Annotated in this window: 15 protein-coding genes; 10 read left to right on the forward strand and 5 right to left on the reverse strand. The window is 70.1% G+C overall.

Annotated elements, in window-relative coordinates:
• Positions 1–292 precede the first annotated feature (292 nt).
• Entirely contained in the window at positions 293–3,205 is a 2,913-nt protein-coding gene (locus GVO57_RS05920) for a PAS domain-containing protein (protein ID WP_160592384.1), read from the forward strand.
• 46 nt (positions 3,206–3,251) lie between these two features.
• Here the strand turns inward: GVO57_RS05920 and GVO57_RS05925 are convergent, their stop codons facing one another.
• Together GVO57_RS05925 and GVO57_RS05930 are read right to left on the reverse strand one after the other, a co-directional pair.
• Entirely contained in the window at positions 3,252–5,558 is a 2,307-nt protein-coding gene (locus GVO57_RS05925; protein WP_233281498.1) for a putative bifunctional diguanylate cyclase/phosphodiesterase, read from the reverse strand.
• A complete protein-coding gene (locus tag GVO57_RS05930; RefSeq protein WP_201752698.1) occupies positions 5,555–6,226 on the reverse strand; it encodes a cupredoxin domain-containing protein in 672 nt (223 codons plus the stop codon). Before GVO57_RS05930 ends, GVO57_RS05925 begins: the two co-directional genes overlap by 4 nt.
• A gap of 57 nt (positions 6,227–6,283) precedes the next feature.
• Here GVO57_RS05930 and GVO57_RS15390 point away from each other — a divergent pair, with 57 nt between their 5' ends.
• From GVO57_RS15390 to GVO57_RS05940, 3 genes are read left to right on the forward strand one after another with little or no spacing between them, the layout of a single operon-like run.
• Positions 6,284–6,463 (forward strand): hypothetical protein, encoded by a 180-nt coding sequence (locus GVO57_RS15390; protein ID WP_327785546.1) that lies wholly within the window; start codon positions 6,284–6,286, stop codon positions 6,461–6,463.
• On the forward strand, positions 6,460–7,170 hold the full coding sequence (locus tag GVO57_RS05935) for a DUF3034 family protein (RefSeq protein WP_327785547.1): 711 nt from the start codon (positions 6,460–6,462) through the stop codon (positions 7,168–7,170). Before GVO57_RS15390 ends, GVO57_RS05935 begins: the two co-directional genes overlap by 4 nt.
• 11 nt (positions 7,171–7,181) lie before the next feature.
• Positions 7,182–7,700 carry a group I truncated hemoglobin gene (locus GVO57_RS05940; RefSeq protein ID WP_160592385.1) on the forward strand — a complete coding sequence of 173 codons (519 nt, stop codon included), beginning with the start codon at positions 7,182–7,184 and terminating at the stop codon, positions 7,698–7,700.
• Positions 7,701–7,812: 112 nt separating this feature from the next.
• On the opposite strand, the gene GVO57_RS05945 is transcribed toward GVO57_RS05940, so the two are convergent.
• The 3 genes from GVO57_RS05945 to GVO57_RS05955 form a co-directional block, all read right to left on the reverse strand.
• Entirely contained in the window at positions 7,813–9,540 is a 1,728-nt protein-coding gene (locus GVO57_RS05945; RefSeq protein WP_160592386.1) for a YadA-like family protein, read from the reverse strand.
• Positions 9,541–9,806: 266 nt separating this feature from the next.
• Positions 9,807–10,493, reverse strand: a complete 687-nt coding sequence (locus GVO57_RS05950) for a L,D-transpeptidase family protein (RefSeq protein ID WP_160592387.1) — start codon at positions 10,491–10,493, stop codon at positions 9,807–9,809.
• The gene (locus GVO57_RS05955; protein WP_160592388.1) at positions 10,439–11,029 is read right to left on the reverse strand and encodes a L,D-transpeptidase scaffold domain-containing protein; all 591 of its coding nucleotides are present in this window, start codon (positions 11,027–11,029) and stop codon (positions 10,439–10,441) included. Before GVO57_RS05955 ends, GVO57_RS05950 begins: the two co-directional genes overlap by 55 nt.
• 223 nt (positions 11,030–11,252) lie before the next feature.
• Between GVO57_RS05955 and GVO57_RS05960 the strand changes: the two genes are divergently transcribed.
• The 6 genes from GVO57_RS05960 to GVO57_RS05985 are packed head-to-tail and all read left to right on the forward strand — an operon-like array spanning position 11,253 to position 14,561.
• Positions 11,253–12,122, forward strand: coding sequence for a L,D-transpeptidase family protein (locus GVO57_RS05960; RefSeq protein ID WP_233281499.1), 870 nt, complete (start codon positions 11,253–11,255; stop codon positions 12,120–12,122).
• Positions 12,104–12,274 (forward strand): hypothetical protein, encoded by a 171-nt coding sequence (locus GVO57_RS14860; RefSeq protein ID WP_160592390.1) that lies wholly within the window; start codon positions 12,104–12,106, stop codon positions 12,272–12,274. The genes GVO57_RS05960 and GVO57_RS14860 overlap by 19 nt, the downstream gene beginning before the upstream one ends.
• Before the next feature lie 58 nt (positions 12,275–12,332).
• Complete coding sequence (locus GVO57_RS05970; RefSeq protein ID WP_160592391.1) at positions 12,333–13,010, forward strand: hypothetical protein; 678 nt, start codon at positions 12,333–12,335, stop codon at positions 13,008–13,010.
• A 42-nt stretch (positions 13,011–13,052) separates the two neighbouring features.
• On the forward strand, positions 13,053–13,382 hold the full coding sequence (locus tag GVO57_RS05975; RefSeq protein WP_160592392.1) for a hypothetical protein: 330 nt from the start codon (positions 13,053–13,055) through the stop codon (positions 13,380–13,382).
• The gene (locus tag GVO57_RS05980; protein WP_160592393.1) at positions 13,319–13,747 is read left to right on the forward strand and encodes a hypothetical protein; all 429 of its coding nucleotides are present in this window, start codon (positions 13,319–13,321) and stop codon (positions 13,745–13,747) included. Before GVO57_RS05975 ends, GVO57_RS05980 begins: the two co-directional genes overlap by 64 nt.
• A 22-nt stretch (positions 13,748–13,769) precedes the next feature.
• Positions 13,770–14,561 carry a hypothetical protein gene (locus GVO57_RS05985; RefSeq protein WP_160592394.1) on the forward strand — a complete coding sequence of 264 codons (792 nt, stop codon included), beginning with the start codon at positions 13,770–13,772 and terminating at the stop codon, positions 14,559–14,561.
• The last annotated feature ends 49 nt before the right edge of the window (positions 14,562–14,610 follow it).

Below are 14,610 nucleotides of genomic sequence, written 5' to 3' on the forward strand. Positions count from 1 at the left end.
AGGCAGCAACGCAGCGCGCATCGGGGTGCATTTAGCGGGATTGCGGCGCTTTTGGAATTCGCGACATGCGGCTGATGCCGGGCGGGCGGGACGATAATCCGCTTGGGTTGGCCGCCGCCTGCTTCTAGACTGGGACGGGGCGTGAGCTTGGACTGTGGCGAACAGCGGGGGCCGAGATGTCCGTTGACGCGGTGATCAATGCGCGGGCGGCCGGGCCGCCGGACGGGCCAGCCGATCCGGCCGGCCCCGCCGGGGCCGGCGGTGCGCACCGTTTTCCGCGCAGCGGGGGCGGATGCGCGATGCGGTCGCCGGTCATGGCTGGGCATCGACGCCGCTTGGCCCGCTCGATGGCTGGCCGCAGAGCCTGAAGACGGCGGTCGAGCTGTGCCTGGCGATGCCGGGGCCATCGGCGGTCTGGTGGGGCACGGATCTTGTCCAGATCCCCAATGATGCGGCGATGACGCTTCTGAGCGGTGACGCGCTTGGCCAGCCGGCGCGGCAATACTGGGCCGCGTTGTGGGACGGGATCGGTGCCGGGTTGGCGGGCATCGGCGTGGAACATGGCGCCGGCGCGGATGATGGCGGCGGCGATGGCGGTGGGGGCACGGCGTCGCCGGATCACGACCTGAGCTTTGTCGCGCTGCGCGACGATGCGGGCGAGATTGCCGGTGCGTTCGTGACCATCGCCGATGGCGCCGCCGGTCTGCGGCTGGCGGCCGAGCGGGCGCGGCTGGTGCGCATGTATGAACAGGCCCCCGGCGCGATCGCGCTGATCGGCGGGGCGGATCATCATTATGTGACGGTCAATGCCGTGCATCGCCGGCTGTTCGGCCGCGACCTGCGCGGAATGGCCGCCGCCGATGCGCATCCCGAGCTGTTCCGCGACAGTCTCGGCCCGGCACTGGCGCAGGTGTCGCGCACGGGCCAGCCCGCCCGGATCGAGGGCGTGAGGCTGGCGCTGCCCGGCGCGGATCCGGTCTATCTCGACATCGCGCTCCAGCCGATGCCGGGCGCGGACGGGCAGGACAGCATCTTCCTGCTGGCCCATGACGTGACCGAACATGTCCGCACCCGCCGCGCGGTCGAGGAGGACCGGTCGCGCCTGCACGCGCTGGCCGATCATCTGCCGGGCGTGATCGTCTATCAGATGGAGATCAACCCGGATCTGAGCGGCCGGCGCTTCACCTTCATTTCGGCCAATTGCGAGGCGTTGAGCGGCGTCCCGGCGGCGGCAGCGCTGGCCGATCCGATGGCACTGATGGGCGGGATCCTGCCCGAGGACATGGTCCGCCTGTACCACGAGGAACTGGCCGTCATCGCCAGCGGGTCCGGGCTGGAAACCGAGGTGCGCACCGATCGCGGCGAGGGCATCCGTCACATCCAGGTCCGCACCCAGCCGCGCGCCGCCATCGACGGCCGGCTGCTGTTTGACGGGATGCTGATCGATGTCACCGAGCAGCGCCGGACCGAGGCGGCGCTGCGCGACAGCGAAGCGCGGTTCCGCCTGCTCGCCAATGTCGTGCCGAGCTTCATCTGGTTTGCCGATGCGCGCGGGGTGATCCATTTCATCAACGACCGCTGGTATGAATATTCGGGCCAGACGCCCGAGATCGCCCTCGCCCATGGCTGGTTCGATGCCGTGCATCCCGAGGATGCGCCGGTGATCTCCGCCGTCTGGCGGCGCACGCTGGCCGAGGGCAGCTCCTATATGGGCGAGTGCCGCTATCGCCGGCACGATGGCGCCTATCGCTGGTATGTCGCCCGCGCGGAGCCGTTGCGCGACGCATCGGGAAAGATCACCGCCTGGTGCGGCTGTTCGACCGACGTGCACGATCTGAAATGCGCCGAAGAGGCGGTGCAGGCGAGCGAGGAACGGCTGCGCGCGATCACCGACGCGATGCCGGCGCTGATTTCCTATATCGACCGCGATCACCGCTTCCGTTTCGTCAACCAGGCCTATCAGCGCTGGTTCGACCGGCCGGTGGCGGACATTCTCGGCAACCATTCGCGCGACGTGCTGGGCGACGACATGTATCGTGAACGGCTGCCGCGCCTGCTTGAAGCGTTTGCGGGCCGCGCCGTCGCCTATGAAAGCCCGTTCGATCACGGGCCGCAGGCGCGCTCGACGATCGTCCAGCACATTCCGCATCTGGACGGAAACGGTGCGGTGCTCGGCGTCTATACGCTGGTGCAGGACGTGACCGAGCTGAAGCGGATCGAGGCGGAGCTGCGCGACAGCCGCGACCGGCTGCAGGCGGTGCTCGATGCCGCGCCGGCGGCGATTCTGATTGCCGACGATCCATCGTGTGCGCGGATCGTCGGCAACCGTGTTGCGACCGAACTGATGGGGCTGCCGGCGGGTGCCAATCTGTCGAAAAGCGCGCCCGATAGCGATGTCGGCCATTTCCGCGTGCTGGGTGCCGACGGAGCCGAGGTGGCGCCTGAGGATCTGCCGGTCCAGCGCGCGACGCGCGGCGAGGTGCTGACCATGCACGAGGAGCAGCTGATCTTCGGTGACGGGCGGCACCTGCACCTGCTTGGCAATGCGACGCCGCTGCGCGATGCGGACGGCCGGGTGCGCGGCGCGGTGTGCGCGCTCATCGACATCACCGAGCGCAAGCATGGCGAGGAGCGGCAGAAGCTGCTGATCGACGAGCTCAATCACCGGGTGAAGAACACGCTTGCCGTGGTTCAGGGGATCGCCCAGCTCAGCTTCCGCGACGCCGATATCGATCCGGCGGTGCGCGCGGCGTTCGAGGGGCGGCTGGCGGCGCTCGCGACCGCGCACGAACTGCTGACGCGCGGCAATTGGGATCCGACGCCCATCGCCGAGGTGCTGGACGGGGCATTGACGGCGCTGGGGGTCGCGGCTGAAAGCCTCAGCCTTGCCGGGCCGCATGTGCTGTTGCCGCCCAAGACTGCGGTGTCGATCGCCATCGCCGCGCATGAACTGGGCACCAATGCGCTCAAATATGGCGCGCTGTCGGCTGCGGGCGGGCGGATCCTGGTCGACTGGGCGGTCGCGGACGGGCGGCTGTCGCTCATCTGGCAGGAACAGGGCGGGCCGCCGGTCGCGCCGCCCCGCCGCCGCGGCTTCGGGACGCGGCTGATCGAACGCGGCCTTGCCGCCGAACTGGGCGGCACCGTCGACATCGCCTTTCTGCCCGAAGGCGTGGTCTGCCGGATCGACGCGCCCGCGCCCTGAACCGCCGCCGGCCAGGCGGAAATCGGCGGCGGTTCAGGCCGCCAGCTCAGGCCGCCCGCGCCTGATCGTCGCGGGTGAGCAGCCGCATCACCTCGCCGGCGGGCAGCGGGCGGCTGAAATAAAAACCCTGGATGGTGTTGCACCCCTGGGCGCGCAGAATGTCGAGCTGGTCGATATTCTCGACCCCTTCGGCGGTCGTCTCCATCCCCAATGCCTCGGCCAGGCTGGTGATCGCACGGATCATCGCTGTTGCCCCGTCATGTTCAAGCAGGTCGACGATGAAGCTGCGGTCGATCTTCAGCTTGTCGAACGGAAAGGCGCGCAGATAGCTGAGCGAGGAATAGCCGGTGCCGAAATCATCGAGCGCGATCCTGACCCCCAGCCGGCGCAGCGCGTGCAGCGAGGCAAGCGTTGCCTCGACATTGTCGATGAACAGGCTTTCGGTGATCTCCAGCTCCAGCCGGGCCGGGTCCAGGCCGCTCGCCGCCAGTGCCTGCAGCACGACAGTGTTGAGCGTCGCTGACCGGAATTGCACGGCCGAGATGTTGACCGCGACCCGAAGCTCGCGCGGCCAGCTGGCGGCGATCCGGCAAGCCTCGTGCAGCGCCCATTCGCCGATCGGGACGATCAGCCCGGTTTCCTCGGCCAGCGGCACGAACTGCGCCGGCGATACCATGCCGCGCACCGGATGGTTCCAGCGCAGCAGCGCCTCGAACGCACAGACCCGCGACTGGGCAAGCGAGAACAGCGGCTGGAAATACAGCTCCAGCTCGCCCTTCACCAGCGCATCGTGCAGATCGACCTCAAGCGCGCGCCGCGCCTGCGCCTCGGCATCCATCGCGGCTTCGAAGAAGCGGAAGCCGTTCTTGCCGTCATTCTTGGCCTTGTAGAGCGCAAGGTCGGCGTTTTTGAGCAGCGCCGTCGCCTCGGTGCCGTCCTCGGGCGCCAGCGCGATGCCGATGCTGGTGCCGATCACGATCCGGTGGCCGTTCACGTTGAACGGTTCGGCCATGCGCGCGATGATCGACCGCGCGACCCGCGCCGGCTGGCCGGCAGCCGCAGGCAGGATCACGGCAAACTCGTCCCCGCCCAGCCGGGCGACGAACCCGCCCGCACAGGCATCGCCCAGCCGTTGCGCGACGTCGCAGAGCAGCGCGTCACCGGTTGGATGGCCAAGCGTGTCGTTGACCGACTTGAAATTGTCGAGATCGAGGCAGAACAGCGCGAAGCTGTCGGCGCGGGCCAGCGCCAGGCTCATCTGCTCGCGCAGCAGCGTCCGGTTGGCAAGGCCGGTCAGCGCGTCGTGAAAGGCCATATGCGCGATCTGGCGTTCGCGCTCGCCGATCGCCGTCACCATCGTGTTGAAGCTGCGTGCGAGGCGGCCGATCTCGTCCCTGGTCTCGACCGCCACTTCGGCGTGATGGCCGCGGCTGACCCGCCGGGCCGCCGCATCGAGCGCGAGGATCGGCCGGCTGAGCCGCTTTGCCGTCAGCCAGGTGCCGATGATCGCCATGCCGACGCCGACCACGCCGAAGCCGAACAGCGCCCAGAGAATGGGCGCATAGGCGGCCATCGCCGCAGTCAGGCTGTATTCGAGGACAAGCAGCCGGGGCGCATCCGCCTCCAGGCTTTCGACCGGGCGGGCCTGCACCAGCCGCCTTTCGCCCGCCACGTCCAGCTCGACCGTGCGGCCGGGCGCGCGCCCGTTGCGCAGCGCTGCCGGCAGATCCGCCGGGGCGACAAGGCGTGGGCGCAGATCGATCAGCGTCAGCCGGGCGAGCGCTTCCAGATCGGCGGGGGCCATGTCGCGCGCGAACACCACCCAGCCGACCACCATCGGCGCGCGCACCGGGGCGGCGGCGGCCATATGGTCCTCCCCGCTCCACCGCGCGATGCCCTGCTCGCGCCCGGCCTCGAGCGCGGCGAGCAGCCGGTTGCGGTCCTGATGGGTAAAGCCCGGCGGGCGGGCGACGATCACCCCGTCGGCAGAAACGAACATCGCATGGTCTGCCTCCAGCCGCCCGGCCAGGCTGTCGAGCGCCGACTGGATGGTCGGCGCATCGCCGGTCGCCGCCGCCTCGCGAAAGCCGAAATCCCCGGCAAGCACCCGGCCGGCCTGGGCGAGCTGCTCGAAATGCATCGCGGCGATCCGGTCGAAAATCGCGCTGCCGGTGCGCATCTGGTCGCGGATCATGCGCTCGGCATAGCGGGCGATCGCGGCCTGGGTGCCGATCAGCGTCAGCGCGCTGGTCAGGGCGAACATCAGCCCGAAGAAAATCGTCATGCGCACGGTCAGCGTCGCGCCTAGCCATGTGGCCGAACGCCGCCAGATCCGGCCGGCCGCGCGGATCACCGCACCGGCCCCAGCTGCAGCACGATCCGCTGCCCGGCGGCGCGAGCCGGGGCGCCCGGGCCATGCGGCAGGACCATTTCCTGATCCTTCGCCTTCAGCCGGGGATGCCAGATGGTGATCCGGCCGCGCCCGTCGGGCAGGCCGGCGAGCCTGATCCTGCCGCCGGCATCGCTTTTGGCGGCAAAGGGTGTGTCGACGACGCGGATGAACCCCGCCATCCGGTCATGGATGTTGCAGCCAAGCGCGACCGCGCCGGGCGTGGTGAAGGTATAGCTGCGCGTCTCGTCGCGCCCGAACAGCTTGATCTCGAACCGCGCCGCGCGGGAAAAGGAATAGACATGGTGGCGCACCTTGTCCCGGTTGGGAAAGCGCACCGTTGCCCCCACCGGCACGATCAGCACGTGCGGCACGAACGTCACATTTTCCTGCACCATTTCCGCCGGCCAGGGAAAACGGATCGGCCCCGGTGCCGCGCCGCCGGCGGGGTGGAAGGTCATCACCGCATCGGGAACCGGCTGCCCGGTGCTGTCGACCAGCCGCAGATCAAGGTCGGCCGCCGGTGCCGGCGCCGCTGCCAGCATGGCCATCGCCGCCGCGCCGAGAACGGCGCTGCGCGCGGTCGGCACCATCGAGGATCGGCAGCGGGTCTGGCGGGCGCGGCGAAGCATGGGCGCGTGTCTAGCGTTCAAGGAGTCTCCAATCTTTTAATCTATATTATCCGGGTGATGACCGCTCCCCGCCTGCTCCCGCGCCATTTTCTGCCGCCTCTTGCCGCGGCCCTGCTGCTCGCCGGTGCGACCGCCGCGCCTGCCCGGCCGCTCACCACCGGCGGCAAGCTGCTGCTCACCAACGGCATTTCAACGCTCGACGGCGCGGCCGGGGCGGGCTTGCGCCCTGGGCGGTGATCGCCGGCAATGGCACTGATGACGGCATCGGCGCGCAGGCGCAGCTGACCCGGGTGGTGCTGCGCGACTATGATTATCGCGGCGTCGGTGTGGCCGTCGGCTTTCGCGACCGGGTCGAGCTGTCCTTTGCCCGCCAGAGCTTCGACACCAACCGGATCGGCGCGGCGCTGGGGCTGGGGCGCGACTATCGCTTCGTCCAGAATGTGCTGGGTGCGAAGGTCAGGCTGGCGGGCGACCTTGTCTATGGCCGGATGCCGGCGGTCGCGATCGGTGCGCAGCTCAAGGACGGGCGCAACGATGCCGTGGTCCGCGCGCTGGGTGCGCGCGCCGATCGCGATGTCGATGTCTATGTCTCGGCCAGCCGCCTGGTGCTGGCGCACAGCCTGCTTGTGAACGGCACGTTGCGGCTGACCCGCGCCAACCAGCTTGGCCTGCTCGGCTTTGGCGGCGACAAGGGTGGCGGGCGGATGCTGGCATTCGAAGGCTCGGCTGCGTGGCAGCTGTCGCGGCGGCTGGCGATTGGCGGCGAATACCGGATGAAGCCCGACCGGCTGGGCATCGCCCGCGAGGATGACTGGGTGGATCTGTTCGCGGCCTGGGCGGTCAACCGCCATGTCACCGCGACGATCGCCTATGTCGATCTGGGCGAAATCGCCACCCGGCCGCGCCAGCGCGGCGTGCTGGTCCAGCTCCAGGCCGGTTTTTGAGGGGAGGGGAGATGATCGCGCTGCTGCTCGCACTCGCTCAGGCCGCCGGGACTGGCCCGGCCGCTGATGTTGCGGCCCCGGCTCCCGCGCCTCCGCCCTATGCGATGCCGGGCGAGGAGGCTGTTGCGCCCTACACGCCGGATCCGCGCAATCTGGGCGCGCGGCCCTTTGCAGGGCAGGCGATGGCGCGGGCCTTTCACGGCCGTGCGGGCATTGAACGCATCGTGACCCGCATGGTCGCCGACGCCCGCGCCGATCCGGCGATCTCCGAAATCTTCGTCAATCAGGACATGGTCAGGCTGCGCCGGACGCTGACCGAGCAGATCTGCGCGATCCTCAATGCCGGCTGCACCTATAGCGGGCGCGACATGGCGAGCGCGCACAAGGATCTGGGCATCCGCCGCGCCGACATGAACCGGCTGGTCGAACTGCTGCAGCACGCCATGACGGCGGAGGGCGTCGGCTTTGCCGCGCAGAACCGCCTGCTCGCCCGGCTCGCGCCGATGCATGACGAGGTGGTCGAGCGCTAACCCGGCCTGGCAGGGGGGCATTCCCCGGTCGACCAGCCGGCGCGAAGACAGCTGTCCTCGACAGGCTGATCGGCCGGACGCGTGATCGGCATCCCCCCTGCCGTCATTTCCGTCAGAACTCGCCCGCCACCCCGACGCGGACCGCGTGGTTGCGGCCGCCCGCGCTCGCAAAGGCGGCGGTGACGGCGACCGGGTCGTCGAGGTTGAGCCGGTGGGACAGCGCCATGCTGATCGCCTGCTGACCCCGGAAGCTGGCGCCGTTGACAGCATAGCTGGTCCGCCCAGGCGCGGACGGGATCGGTGCCGCCGCCATGGCGACCGCAGCCGCCACCCCGCGTCGCAGCTCGCGCCGGTCCTGCCGCATCTGCTGGTCGAGTGCCGCGAGGTCGGCAGGCCCGAAGTCGGCCGTTGCGAGGTTGCCTGCCGCATCGGCCGTCACATAGCGCACCGTTCCCGACTGGGCCGCGCGGCTTGCGGCCGATCCGATCCCGGCCATCGTATAGGTCGCGCCCTCGCCGCCGATCGCGATCTGCCCCGCCCGCGTCGCGACCGCGCCGTCGCCGATCGCGACGCTTGCGGTGGCCGCGGCCCGCGCGTTGCGGCCGAGCGCGATTGCGCCGCTGCCGTCCGCCGCCGCGTCCGTTCCCATGGCGAGGCTGTGGTCTCCGCCCGCCCGTGCGCCGCCCCCGATCGCCGCGGCCCCGGTGCCTGCCGCGATAGGCCGCGCTCCGCTGCCGTTGACGGCCAGATAATCGGTCCGGGCGAGTGCCTGATCGGCGACCTGCCGGGCGGCCACCGCCATGTCCTGCGCATTGGCGGCCACCGCTTGCGCGAGGTCCGCGCTTGTCCGGGCGGCATCGGCGCCGGCCTGCGCGGCATCGGCCCGTGCCCGCGCCGTGTCGGCTGCGGCCTGAGCCGTCGCCGCGTTGGCAAGCGCCGCATCGGCCACCGCGCGCGTGACCAGCCCGCTCGAAACCGCCTGTTGCGCGAGGCTGTTGGCCGCGTCGGCCCGGGTCTGGGCGAGCGCCGCTTCCTGACGTGCGGTGTCGGCGGTGGCCTGTGCTGCAGCCGCGTCCAGAAGCGCGGCATCTGCGGTTGCCTGCGCGGTTGCTGCGTTGGTTGTGGCCGCCGTGACGGCCTGGTTGGTCAGATGCAGCTGCCCGCCGGTCACCGCATCGGTGCTGCCGGCCGCCACCGTGCCGGCGGCCACATTCACGATCCGCCGCTGAAGGCTGCTGTTGCCGATCGAGAAAACATTGTCCTGCTGTGCAACCGAATCCTGACCGAAGGCCATGGAATTGGCGCCCGTCGCCTCCGCAGAGCGACCCACTGCGATCGATCCAGTTCCCGCCGCAAACGACTGCAGCCCCAAGGCAAAGGAATCGGTCCCCGAGGCCTGCGCGTTATCCCCGATCGCGATCGCGCGCGCGCTGACGGCGGCTGCCTGAGCGCCGATTGCAATCGAATCCGAACCCGAGGCGGTGGTGAAGAATCCGATCGAGGTCGAGCCGCCGCCACCGGCGAGTGCACCTCTCCCCAGACTTGTCGAGCCGGAGCCGACCGCCTCTGCCTCATAGCCGATCGCCGTCGCGGCGAACCAGTTGGCCGTGGCACCCGCCCCGATTGCCGTCGCCCCCGCAGCCTGGGCACTCGCCCGGGTGCCACAGGCCAGCGAGTCGAAGCCGAAAACAACCGGCGGCGTCCCCGGCGCCGGCGTTGTCGTGCAGATCTCCTGGGCCTGCGCCGCCCCGCCCGAGCCGATGGCGGCGAGAAACAGCAACGGCCCGCAAACCCCATGGATCGTCCAGCGCATTCCCTGCGATGACAGCAGATACGACATATTCCCTCCTTCGTTCTGTCCAGCGCGACCCCGCATGGCCAGACGGCACCCGCCGCGCCGGAAGCCCAACCCCGCAGCCCTTTTAAGCATTTTGTCAGAATCTCAGGAACATCGAATGCAGCCGAAGCCGTTCAAACGCATCCGGCGGGTCGCAAGGCCCGTCGTTCGTCAACAGGGGCACCATGGGCCTGTTGCCGCAGCCGAATCGCCGCAGCCGCTTCCCCCCGGCTTTCATGCATCACGATCTGGTCGAGTGCCGATCCGGCTCAGTCCGGGGGCGCGCCCCGGTCGGCCAGCTGGGCGGCCACCAGCTCGTCGCGCCGGTAGATGTCGGGCAGCAGCCGGATGCCGGTCCCGTCTTCGGCGGTGGCGGTCAGATAGACGATGTAGATGGGCAGCGGCGGGGCCGGCAGGCGCGCGGTCTCGCCGGGGGCGATCCGGGCATCGATTTCGTCCCGGTTCAGGCCGGTGAGCATCGCGGCCAGGTCGAGCGGGTTTTCGGTGCGGATGCAGCCATGGCTCAGGGCGCGCACCGGGCGGGCGAACAGCGGCTTTGCCGGCGTGTCATGGACGAAGATGCTGAACGGGTTGGGCATCACCAGTTTCATCAGGCCCAGCGAATTGGCCGGCCCCGGCGCCTGGCGGACGCGCAGATGCCCGGCGGCATCGCTCTGCCAGACATAGCCGCGCGCCCGCGCTCCGTCCGGATTGCGGCGGATCAGCGCGCCGACGCTTTCGGCGACGATGCTGGCCGGCACGTCCCACCACGGGTTGAGGATGACGCCCGTGACCTCGGCCCCGAATTGCGGCGTCGGCGTCTGTGTGCGGCCGACGATCACCCGGTGGCGCGCCGTCACCCGGCCGCCCTCGACCAGATCGAGGGTGAAGCCCGGCACATTCACCAGCAGATGCCGCGCCCCCAGGTCACGCGGCAGCCAGCGCCAGCGCTCCATGTTGACGCGCAGCGCCTCGATCCGCGCGGCATCGCCCGGCGGCGTCGCGGCCAGCGCCGCGCGCAGCGCCCGATATTGGGGGTGGCGGGGGCAAGCGCCGCCAGCTCCGGCCCGACCCGACCGCTCGCCAGCGCCGCTGCCATCATCCGGTCGATCGCCGCGATCTCGGCGACCGGCCCGGCGACATGCCAGTCGCGCCGCGCCTCCGCCCGCACATGGCCCTGGATCAGATCGCGCGCGAGCATCCGGTAGCTTGTCGTCGCGGCAGCCGACAGGGCGGCGGGCTCGCCCGCCCTGATCGCACGGTCGAGCGCATCGGGCGCATAGTCGCGCGGGTCCAGCCCCTCTGCCGTCACCGCATCGATGGCCGCCCGCAGCCCCTGCGCCGCCGGGGTGGACCAGGCCGGATCGGCCATGCCGCCGGCATCGGGCGCGGCGTGCAGCACGGCTGCCGACAGCGCCAGCACCGTGGCGGCTATGGCGCTCAATCGCCGCGGCGTGCGCCATTCGCCGCGATGTCCTGTGTCGCCCGCCATCAGCCATGCTCCGTCCGGTGACCGGGCTAGGCCCCGTGCGGGGCGGCGGCCATCCGTGATGTTGCGGATCGGGCACGTGAAAATCCGCTGGCCGGGCCGGACCTGCTCTGTCATTCTCGCGCCTGGGCCGCAGGGGCCATGCCGCCCGGCAAAAGAGGCGCGCAGGTTCCCGGACAAAGGGGGAAATATGGCGAATCGTGTCGCCGGCCTGAGGCCCGTGTCTGTGCTGAGGTTCCTTGGGTTTGCCGCGCCCCCGGTGGGGCTGGCGCTGCTTGTCGCGCTCGCGATACCGGCCGCGCCTGTCCAGGCGCAGGGCGCACCGCTGTCCTCGCCGGTCGAGTTCGCCCGCAAGGCCGAACAGCTGCGGCCCGGGCAATGGGTCTGGGCGGCGGAGGTCGCGCCGCAGGGGCCGGTGCTCGTCTATGTCGATCTCGCCCGGCAGCTGGCGACCGTCTATCGCAACGGGGTGCGCATCGCCGTCACGACAGTGTCGTCCGGCAAGCCGGGGCACGAGACGCCGACCGGCGTGTTCACGATCCTGCAAAAGGATGCGCACCACCGGTCGAGCACCTACAACAACGCCCCCATGCCCTATCAGCAGCGGCTGACCTGGGACGGCGTTGCCCTGCATGCCGGCGGCCTGCCGGGATATCCCGAAAGCCATGGCTGCGTGCATCTGCCGATGGCCTTTGCCCGGCAGCTGTTCGCCACGACGGACATGGGCGGCACGGTGATCGTGAATGGCCGGGCCGGCAGCGTTGCGATGCAGCCTTCCGCCGGGGTCCTCGCCCCGGCGGATGGCAAGGGGCGCCGGCCGCGCATGTTCCGCTGGGCGCGGCGGAAAGCCATCGCTGGCAGCCCGAACTGGCACCGGCCGGGCCGCTGTCGATCATCGTGTCGCGCGCCGATCAGCGGATCGTGGTGCTGCGGGGCGGGATCGAAATCGGGCGGGCGCGCGCGGAAATGCCCGGCGAGGATTTCGAGACCCATGTGTTCAGCCTGTCGCGCGGCGGCGATGGCCGCTGGGTGTGGACCGTGGCGGGCGTGCCCGGGCACGGCGGCGAGGCGGGCCGGGTGCTCGACCCGTTCGTGATGGCGCAGCTGCGTATGCCGGCGGCGTTCCTGGCGCAGCTTCAGGCGGCGCTGGTGCCGGGCACATCGGTGCTCGTCACCTCTGCCCCGGTGTTGCCGCAGCACAATAATGGCGGGCGGCGGCTGACCGTGCTGGCCGCGTCGGGGGACTAGCGGAAACAGGCAGGCGCCGTGCCGCACAGCGCAGCCGGCCGGAGGGGGAGAAGGGGGCATGGCATCATATCGTCGCGCATCATCGGGCCGTGCTGCGCTGCTCGTGGCCGGGCTGGTCGTGGCAGGACTGGCCGTTGCGATGCCGCCGGGTGTGGGCGCGCTTGCCGCGCGGCCCTGGCCGGCGGCGCTCCGCCCGGTCGGCAACGGCTTTCCCCAGCCCGGCGACCCCTGCCGGGTGATGGGTGAGACGGCGGCGACGGTCGATCTGCTCGATGACAGTGCCGCTCTGGTCGGCTGTCGCCGTGCGGCCGATGCCCGCCGGCTGGGCGGCCGCACGGTCGGGCGGGTCGGCGGCGTGATCCTGGTTTCCGTGCCCCATTCGCGCGCACGGCCGGGCGACGGGGATAGCCGCGGCGACGCGCTGGTGCCCGGAACCCGCTATCACGCGACCGCGCAACTGCGCTGCGCCGGCTATCGCGGCGCACCGCCGGGGCTGTGCGCGGCGGGCGTAGTGCGCGGCACCGAAACCGGCAGCACGGTCGAGGTCAGCCTGCCCGGCGGGGCGATGCGGATCCTGTTCTTCGACAAGGCGGGCCGCTTCATCAGCTTTTCGACCGCCCAGGCCGATGGCACCGCCGCGCTGCCGGTCAGCGCCCGGCGCGATGGCGACACGACGATCGCGACCCTCGGGCCTGAGCGTTACGAAATCCCCGATGTCTTTGTGGCCGGCGACTGACCGGAACGCGCCGAACGGGAACCGAAAGGGAGAGGCTGGCCGATGGATTTCATGAAGCTGCTCAAGTCGTTCGAAGAGCTGCTTTACGAGGTCATGGTGATGCTCGTCTTCTATCCGCGCACCCTTTACCTGACGCTTCGTCATCCGCAGCGGATGATGGACTATGCCGATACCGAGCTGGGCGATGTGCTGTCCGAACAATATGACGACACGCTCAGCCCGCCCTTGTTCCTGATGATCTGCCTGGCGCTCAGCCATGTGATCGGTCGGGCCGTGGCGCGCGGCGATGCGGGGCGTTGCCGACGGCGTTGCAGGATCCGCAGAACCTGCTGTTCGTCAACGTGTTCGCCTTCAGCCTGTTGCCGCTGCTGATGTCGCTGCGCCTGCTGGGGCGGCTGCGCGAGCGGCTCGACCGGGCGACGCTGCGCCCGCCTTTTTACAGCCAGTGCTTCATTACCGCCCCCGTCGCCATGGGCATCGGGCTGGCCGTCTCGCTCGGCCGGCTGGGCGGCATCGCGATGGTCGCGGCGGGCTGGGCTTTGTTTGCCGTCGTCACCGGCTGGTATGTGCGGCAGCAGGCGCATTGGTTCCGCGCCAAGCTCAATGTCGGCAGCGCGCGCGCCTGGTGGCTGGCCGTGTCGTCGACCCTGTCGGGCGCCGCCCTGCTGTTGGTCGTGATGATCGTGATCCTGATCGTGCTGGAGGGCGCCCCGGCCGGGGTCGCCGCTGTTTCTTGACCGGAGGGAGAAGGGGAAGTTTATGCGCAAGACCAACATGATGACCGCCGCAACCGCGCTTGCGGCGCTGCTCGCCCAGCCATTGGCTGCGGCCCCTGCACCGGGTTCGGTGCGCGACCTGATCGGCGCGCGCGCCGCCGGGGGCGAGACCGAGCTGGAGACGCGGGGCTTCACTCTCATCCACGGCTCGACCGATCAGGACCGCAAGGTCAATTACTGGTGGAACGGCAACACCCGCGAATGTGTGAAGATCGTGACCTATGACGGCCGGTTCGAGGCCGTGAGCCAGACCACCGCCGCCGACTGCAACCAGAAGGGGAATAAGGGCGACACCGCGGCGGCGGTCGCGATCGGCGCCGCGGCGCTGCTCGGCATCGCGGCGCTCGCTAGCAAATCGCATCAGCGCGGCGACCGCTATGATGACGAACGCGGCACCGCCGAGTTCGAGCGCGGTTATCGCGACGGCCTCTACAACCAGTCCTATCACAATTACGGCCGCAGCGACGCGTACAGCCATGGCTATGAACAGGGCGTGCGCGAACGCGGCAGCCAGACCGCCTATCGCCCCGGCGGCTATTATGGCGGTGGCTATGCCGATTATTCGGGCATCAATGATCTGGAAGGCCGGCCGCGCGATTTGGCCATCAGCGAACTCAACCGGCGCGGCTTCGCGATGCGCGACAACAAGCGCACCGACGAGGGGCGCTACATCACCTTCTGGCGCGCTTCGTCACGCCAGTGCGTGATCCTGCATTCGCAGGGCGGCAGCGTGGTTTCGGTCGAAACCGTGTCCCCGCGCACCTGCAGCTATTGATGCGGTGACCGAACCGCCCTGGCCGCCCCGCCGCCTTTGCCGGCGGGGC

It is taken from the genome of Sphingomonas changnyeongensis, assembly GCF_009913435.1.
Classification (GTDB): Bacteria; Pseudomonadota; Alphaproteobacteria; order Sphingomonadales; family Sphingomonadaceae; genus Sphingomonas_B; species Sphingomonas_B changnyeongensis.